The sequence below is a fragment of the Streptococcus thoraltensis DSM 12221 genome (assembly GCF_000380145.1).
In the GTDB taxonomy this organism is placed as follows: Bacteria; Bacillota; Bacilli; order Lactobacillales; family Streptococcaceae; genus Streptococcus; species Streptococcus thoraltensis.
The window spans coordinates 38,158-45,730 of record NZ_KB904591.1 but is presented as its reverse complement, the minus strand read 5'-3'; the positions used below and the strand labels follow the sequence as shown (position 1 = coordinate 45,730).

8 protein-coding genes are annotated in these 7,573 nt (G+C 40.3%); 1 reads left to right on the top strand and 7 read right to left on the bottom strand.

Annotated elements, in window-relative coordinates:
• From A3IA_RS0103945 to rlmB, 3 genes are all read right to left on the bottom strand, one after another.
• Positions 1-146 (bottom strand): helix-turn-helix domain-containing protein (locus A3IA_RS0103945; RefSeq protein ID WP_018380050.1); only part of this gene is annotated, 146 nt, incomplete at its 3' end.
• A 229-nt stretch (positions 147-375) separates the two neighbouring features.
• Complete coding sequence (locus A3IA_RS0103940) at positions 376-891, bottom strand: NYN domain-containing protein (RefSeq protein WP_018380049.1); 516 nt, start codon at positions 889-891, stop codon at positions 376-378.
• Positions 892-912: 21 nt separating this feature from the next.
• Positions 913-1,662 carry a 23S rRNA (guanosine(2251)-2'-O)-methyltransferase RlmB gene (gene rlmB, locus A3IA_RS0103935; protein WP_026217544.1) on the bottom strand — a complete coding sequence of 250 codons (750 nt, stop codon included), beginning with the start codon at positions 1,660-1,662 and terminating at the stop codon, positions 913-915.
• Between the two features lie 352 nt (positions 1,663-2,014).
• On the opposite strand from rlmB, the gene A3IA_RS0103930 reads away from it, so the two are divergent.
• On the top strand, positions 2,015-2,203 hold the full coding sequence (locus A3IA_RS0103930) for a hypothetical protein (protein ID WP_018380047.1): 189 nt from the start codon (positions 2,015-2,017) through the stop codon (positions 2,201-2,203).
• 311 nt (positions 2,204-2,514) lie between these two features.
• Here A3IA_RS0103930 and radA read toward each other — a convergent pair whose 3' ends face one another.
• The 4 genes from radA to A3IA_RS0103910 form a co-directional block, all read right to left on the bottom strand.
• Complete coding sequence (radA, locus tag A3IA_RS0103925; RefSeq protein WP_026217543.1) at positions 2,515-3,876, bottom strand: DNA repair protein RadA; 1,362 nt, start codon at positions 3,874-3,876, stop codon at positions 2,515-2,517.
• Between the two features lie 15 nt (positions 3,877-3,891).
• Entirely contained in the window at positions 3,892-4,341 is a 450-nt protein-coding gene (locus A3IA_RS0103920) for a dUTP diphosphatase (protein WP_018380045.1), read from the bottom strand.
• Between the two features lie 83 nt (positions 4,342-4,424).
• Positions 4,425-5,858: a PTS transporter subunit EIIC gene (locus A3IA_RS11805; protein ID WP_244862327.1), complete on the bottom strand. Its 1,434-nt coding sequence runs from the start codon at positions 5,856-5,858 to the stop codon at positions 4,425-4,427.
• Complete coding sequence (locus tag A3IA_RS0103910) at positions 5,855-7,525, bottom strand: glycoside hydrolase family 13 protein (RefSeq protein ID WP_018380044.1); 1,671 nt, start codon at positions 7,523-7,525, stop codon at positions 5,855-5,857. Before A3IA_RS0103910 ends, A3IA_RS11805 begins: the two co-directional genes overlap by 4 nt.
• Positions 7,526-7,573 lie beyond the last annotated feature (48 nt).

The following is a 7,573-nucleotide window of genomic DNA, read 5'->3' as shown; positions in this document are numbered from 1 at the left end:
TTCTCATATTTCATTTTCCAAGACTGGATTGTTTGATCATCGACCTGATATTGTTTACTGAGTTGGGTAAGCGACTGTTCTTGGTTAAGTAGTAAGCGAACAACTTCTAATTTTTCTTCTACTGATTTTGGACTTCTTTTGGACATAGGAAAACTCCCCTTATAGTTTCGAGTGAATTTTTGTTTTTTCACTGTCTACTATATGGGGAGTATATCATTTAAGAACCTTTCTAAGAGTTTATCTTATTTCCAATTAAGCCTTACATTTTGAAAGTCTCTATCGTTTAGAGAGTTTGACTACGTTCTAAAAACTATCCTCTGAATAATTTAAACATTTTTACTTCAGATTTTTGGCGAAATCGTACAACCAGATGATTTATAACTCATCCAAGAGATTTTTCAACTTGGACAGTTGCTGGTCGTCCCACGGTCTCAACTTTGGTTTTTTCATGTCAATGCTCTGCGTCATCTTATCCAAGTCGGATTTGACCATATTAACACGCTCTTCCAACTCACGCGCTGACACTCGAAGCGCCCCTTGTGAGAAAATCGTCCATTGTTCGTTCAAATCACTAGTTGCCACTTCTACTAAATTGAGGGGATTATTTAGGTCTGCCGCCAAACGTTCAATATAGCTATCTGCCGTCTCATCTTCCTCCGTGAAAATCACTTGAACCCTATATTGATCGTAACGCTGTCGTGTTCCAGGCACAAACTGCGCATCAAAAACACAAACGATGTCCAAATTTTCAAAATTGGCGTAATTATTGAGCTTACGCAAAAGCACATTACGAGCATCATCTAGCTGATTTTTCTTAAAAAGCTGTCGTGTCTCCTGCCAAAAAGCAATCATATTATAACCGTCAACTAGGAGAATACGTTTTTTTACCATTTTTTCTCCTTCTTGTATTGCTTAAATTTTATTGCGGAAAACCTCGTACATAAGTACTGCTGCTGCGACACTGGCATTAAGACTCTGCACATGCCCTGCCATAGGGATAGTAATCATTTCATCCACTTGTTTTTTGATGTTTTGGGAAATCCCCTTACCCTCATTACCGATAATCAAAGCAAGTTTGCCACTGGTATTCCATTTGTGGGATGGAGTACCATTCATATCTGTTCCAAAGGTCCAAAAACCAGCTTCCTTAAGCTTATCAAGGGTTTGGCTAAGATTGGTTACACGAGCAATGGGAACATGCTGAACCGCACCGGTAGAGGTTTTGGCAACCACCGGTGTCACCCCAACCGCACGGTGCTTGGGAATAATAACCCCTGTCACTTTAGTAGCATCTGCTGTTCGTAAGATAGACCCAAAGTTGTGCGGATCTGTCAAACCATCCAGAATCAAAATCAAGGGATTGTCGTCCGCTTCTGCTTTTTGAAGAATGTCGTCCAACTCGGCATAAGCAAATTCAGAGACACGAAGGACGAAACCTTGATGAACAGCGCCCCCTGTCATCTCAGATAAGCTTTTCTTTTGGGTCCAAGAAATAGACACCTTTTTCTCCGCTGCCAGTGCTTTGATTTTATCAACATTTTTCCCTTTGAGGTCATCTTGAATATAAAGTTTATTCCCCGTGTTGGCTTCTAGGCTTTCAATAACAGCATGGACACCGTACACCATATCATTGTTTTCTTGTTCTCTACGTTTTTCTTTCATAAAACCATTATAGCATGGAAAAAAGAAAATAAGCATTATCAAACAATCAAGCCACACCAAATTATCTTCAAATGAATTAACTTTCAGAACAAGGAACAGAAAAGACGCAGAACAGTACTTAATACTATACTCTTTGAAAATCAATTTCAGATTTTGTTGATGTGATCAACTTCAGTTCCACCTGCATCTACGTTGCCTAGTCTGATTTGGATTTTTATTGAGTATGAGTAGGGCAAGTCGACAGTGACCATGTAATAAAGGTAATTCAAAAGACTATAACCAATCAGGACACCTTAAAAATGTTATACTAACTATATAAGAGCAATCTACGTATGGATAGGAGTGAGGTCAGATGTTTCGTATTTTAGTCATTGTGGGATTCCTTGCCTATGCTGTCACAGGAATTTTACTTATCAAAAATCAATCTAAACTAGCCTTATCAAGACCCTTAAAAATCTTGCTATTACTGATTTATCTGGTACTATTAGCTCTAATTGCTTATGCGTCAGTTTTTATTATCATGTTTGGTTACAATTCTTGATAAAAGTCAACTAGGTTGCAGAAAAAGTCCATTGTGACCACTTTCTGCAACTTTTTAATTTTCTTTGAAAAAAACTTTCAGAATGGTTACTAATGCTCCTCGAAAATCAAATTCAGAGTTTGTTGAATACGATGACATTCAGTTCTACCTGCTCGGTGTCGCCTAGTCTGATGTGGATTTTCATTAAGTAAAAATCAACATTGATAAGAGTTTGTTTCCTGTACAATCAAGCTTTACAAGTCAATTTCCCTATCGTTTTGAGGAGGTACCTACATTATGACCTGTTCTTTTTAGAACAGGCTTTTTTCTTATCAAGCAAAAACTTTCTTCAAGACTTCACCAACAGTTGAAACGCCTACAACTTGGATATTATCTGGAGTATCAATACCTTGCAGTGAATTTTTAGGAACATAGATTTTGGTAAATCCTAGTTTAGCCGCTTCATTGATACGCTGTTCGATACGAGTGACACGACGAATCTCACCTGTCAAGCCGATTTCACCGATGAAAGATTCTTGTGGGTTGGTTGGTTTTTCCTTGTAACTTGAAGCAATAGCTACTGCGACTGCCAGGTCAATAGCCGGCTCATCTAACTTAACACCGCCTGCTGACTTGAGGTAAGCATCCTGGTTTTGCAAAAGCAAACCACATCGTTTCTCAAGGACAGCCATAATCAAGCTCACTCGATTAAAATCAAGCCCCGTAGTCGTACGTTTAGCATTTCCAAAAACCGTCGGCGTCACAAGAGCCTGAACCTCTGCTAAAATCGGACGGGTACCTTCCATAGTGACAACGATAGCTGAACCTGTTGCCCCATCCAAGCGCTCTTCCAGAAAGACCTGACTAGGATTGATAACTTCGATTAAACCGCCCGACTGCATTTCAAAAATCCCAATTTCATTAGTTGAACCAAAGCGATTTTTAACGGCACGCAAAATACGAAAGGTGTGGTGTCGCTCCCCTTCAAAGTAAAGCACAGTATCCACCATATGCTCCAGCATACGAGGTCCGGCTAACGTTCCCTCTTTAGTGACATGCCCAACAATAAAGGTGGCAATATTATTGGTTTTAGCTAGATTCATCAACTCCGCCGTTACTTCACGAACTTGCGAAACAGAACCTTGTACACTGGAAATTTCCGGACTCATGATGGTTTGAATAGAGTCAATAATAAGGAAATCTGGTTGAACCTTCTCGATTTCTGTGCGGATATGCTGCATATTAGTCTCAGCATAGAGGTAAAATTCATTGTCGATATCACCTAAACGTTCACTGCGCAATTTAATCTGCTCAGCTGATTCTTCGCCAGAAACGTAAAGGACTGTGCCTCGACTAGCTAGCTGAGTGGATACTTGCAAAAGGAGCGTCGATTTCCCAATACCAGGGTCTCCACCAATCAGAACAAGACTGCCTGGGACAACACCACCTCCTAGAACACGATTAAATTCATCCATGTCTGTTTTGGTGCGGGCATAATGGATAGAATCCACATCTTTTAACTTGGTTGGACGTGTCTTTTCCCCTGTCAGGCTAATGCGGGCATTTTTTACTTCTTGAACTTCCACTTCTTCGACAAATGAAGACCAGGCTGAGCAATTGGGGCAGCGACCTAAGTATTTTGGTGAGTTATAGCCACATTCTTGGCAAACAAAATTCGATTTTTTCTTCGCGATGATAAGCCTCCTTGCCTATTTTCCTGTACTGCCAAAGCCACCTGTTCTTGAACCAGTAGCGCTATCACCATCTACAACTAAGAATGGGGCAAAAACACCTTGAACAATGCGGTCTCCTTTTTCCAAACGAACAACTTGCTCAGAGATATTTTGCATTTGAGCAAAGATGTGACCTTCATTGCCTTCGTTATTATAGTAGTCGCCATCAATAACACCAACAGAGTTGATTAAAACCAGACCTTTTTTTCGAGGATTTGATGAGCGGTCATAAAGATAGAGAACTTCGCCATCTTGCATGTAGGCCTTGACACCAGTCGGCACGAGCACAATCTCACCTGGTGCGATGATAGTCTCTTTTGCTACTTTCAAATCATAACCCGCAGCATGGGCTGTTTCTCGTTTAGGGAGAAGGTCAACTTGTCCCTCAAAGGCTGTAATTAATTCAAATCCACGTACTTTAGTCATTTTATCTTCCTTATTCTTAAAAAATCGTCTATTCATTATAAAATATTCGAAAAACAAAAGCAAAAAATAGCCCAGTTAGAAAACTAACCGAGCTGCAAATGGATAACCGAGTTTAATCTTCCACTTTTATTTCTTCTGGAATTGCAAATGTTTTGGTGAGGAAGAAGCAAAGCGCCATACTGATAAGCGATACAAAAAAGTAAACTAAAAGTTGATGACCGCTGTAGATGTACATGAGATATGACGGTAAAACTGCAAGGCCGTAAGAGTTTGATTGAATGTGGAAGAGAGAGGAGAGCTGCACCAAATCCAGATGAAATCAACATCATATAAAGAGGTTTCAAGTTATAGCGTAAGTGAAGTCCAAAGAGAACTGGCTCACTGACACCGAATAACTGTGACATGAAAGCCCCCATAACAGTTTGTTTCACTTTAGCACTCTTAGCTGATGTGTAAAAGGCAAGACAGGCACCCAAGTTAGCAAATCCATACATAGCACAAAGGGTGATCAATTGGTTGAAACCTGTATTGGCAAGAAGTGATGTTTCGATGACCACATACATATGGTGCAAACCTGTGATAACTGCCAATGGGTAAGTGGCACCAACAAAGAAACCACCAATACCAAAAGGAAGATTCATAAGTCCCTTAGTAAGAGCAATCAAGCCTGTTTCCAACCAGTGAACAATTGGTGCAAACCCCATCAGAGCAACCATAATCATGACCAACATCGTGATAAATGGGGTTAAAATCAAGTCGAGTGAATTTGGCATGATTTGATGCAATTTACGCTCCAGCTTAGCGCCGAGGAGACCTGTTAAAATAGCGGTCACAACCGAACCTTGTGCCCCCATAACAGGTAGGATACCACCCACCATGATGGCTTTAGCATCACCAGAAGCAACGGCGTAAGCATTTGGCAATTGTGGTGCGACCAACATCAACCCTAACACCAAACCAATCATGGGTGTTCCACCAAAAACACGGAAAGCTGACATAGTAATCAAGGCTGGCAAGAAACCAAAGGCTGTATCAGTCAAGACGCTAATCAACTGGTTGAGGTAAGGCGGAAAAATTTCAGTTGAAAGTCCCATCAAACCTAGAATATTATCATTAAAAACAACACCCTTAAGTCCCAAGAAAAGACCTGTCGCTGCGATAACTGGAACAATCGGAACAAAAATATCACCTAAGGTTCTCATCAAGGCCTTGACGCCTTTTTCTTGTGATTTCACATAGGCATCTTGTTGGGCTTTTGATTTCGTTGATACATTCAGGGTTTCAACCTCTTCAAAGACCTTGTTAACCGTACCAGGACCAAGAATGATTTGATACTGACCGCTATTGTAGAAAGTACCTTTAACTTCGTCAATAGCTTCAACAGCTTTTGTATCAATACTCTCGCGGTCTTTAACAACTAAACGTAAGCGTGTTGCACAGTGGGTCACAGATACAATATTATCTGTTCCAACTTCCTCAACAATCGCTCTTGCAATAGTATTATATTTATTTGTCATTTTAACTCCTCCAAAGCGACAGCCCCAAACGGACTCACTTCAATATAATCTTCTCCAATACACACTTCTGCTTGGTTAGCAAACAAAAGATGTCCAGCAGCGTGTTCTACAGCTACTTTTTGTGGTTCATCACTTAAATTAATTACAAACAAGACGGACTTTTCAGGATTTTCCCGACGGTAAACAAAGACATCTTTAGTCCGACGTTCTGGGAAGGAAATGGTGCCATAATCTAGCACTTCTTGATTTTCTCCTTTGGCAAAGGCAATCATGTCTTTATAAAAATTCAAAACGCTGAATGGATCCTTCTCTTGATAGGCGACAGTCAAGCTCTCATCACGATTAGCCAAGTCTAGCCAAGGTTGGTGTTTAGAAAAGCCCATGTAACCTTCTGTTGACCAAGGCATTGGAACCCTTGAATTATCACGACTGCGGTAGTTAATCACCGCTAAGGCCTCCTCTTTGTTCAACCCTTCCTGCATGCCACGATAATACTGGTCAATCGATGAAATATCATCAAAGTCATCGATACTCTGACGTTCAAAATTGACCAAACCAAGTTCCTGACCCTGAAAAATAAATGACGTCCCTCGTAGGAAGAAATACAGCATAGCTAAAGCCTTGACTGCCTCAGGATTACGAGCTGCCTGACCTAAATATTTACTTGCCGCACGGTTCTGGTCATGATTTTCAATGAAGGGGGCACCCCAACCGACTTTTTGAATGGCCAGTTGAGAATCTTCTAGATATTGATACAAGTCTGAAAGCGTCCAATCTACTGGAACAAACCACTCGCTACCACTTTTAACGTCCAAGTCGACATGTTTAAAATCAAAAATCATTGAGAAAAAGCCATTGTCACCGATAAAATCATCTAGCTGATCATAGGAAACTCCGGGTGCTTCTGCTACTGTTACACAATCGTACTTGGCAAAACAACGCTCATTCAACTCATGAAGAAAGACTTCAATACCAGGTTGATTGCGACTGACCTTGGTACATTTTGCCAAACCATCAACACCGTCTGGTTCAATGCTTTGAAAACTCAAATCTTTCTTGATAAAGGTGATTGCATCGACACGGAAACCAGCAATACCAAGCTTCAACCACTGGTTAATCATTTGGTAGATTTCTTCTCTTAATCGTGGATTTCCCCAATTAAGATCGGGCTGCTTCTTATGAAAACTGTGATAGTAATAAACCTCTTCATCAGGAAGTTTTTCCCAGACAGACCCACCAAAGACGGAACGCCAGTTGTTTGGTCTCTGAGTACCTTCCTTGAAAATGTAGTAGTCTCGATAAGGACTTTGAGGATTTTTCAAAGCTTCTTGAAACCAAACATGTTCATCCGAAGTATGGTTGACCACCAAGTCTAAAAGGATTTTGATGTTTTTTTCTTTTGCTTGTAAAATTAATTCTTTGACATCATCCAGACTACCAAAGTCCTCTTGAATGGCAAAATAATCTGAAATATCATAGCCATTATCTGCCATAGGTGATTTAAAAATCGGACAAATCCAAAGACTTGTTACACCCAAATCTGCTAAATAATCCAGGCGGTTAATGATACCACGGACATCTCCAATCCCATCATTATTGGAATCTTGAAAACTTTTTGGGTAAATTTGATAGACAATCTCTGACTGCCACCATTTCTTTTCTAGCATGTTTTCCTCCTGTTTACGCTTACAAAATCATCATAATACAAGAAAAAC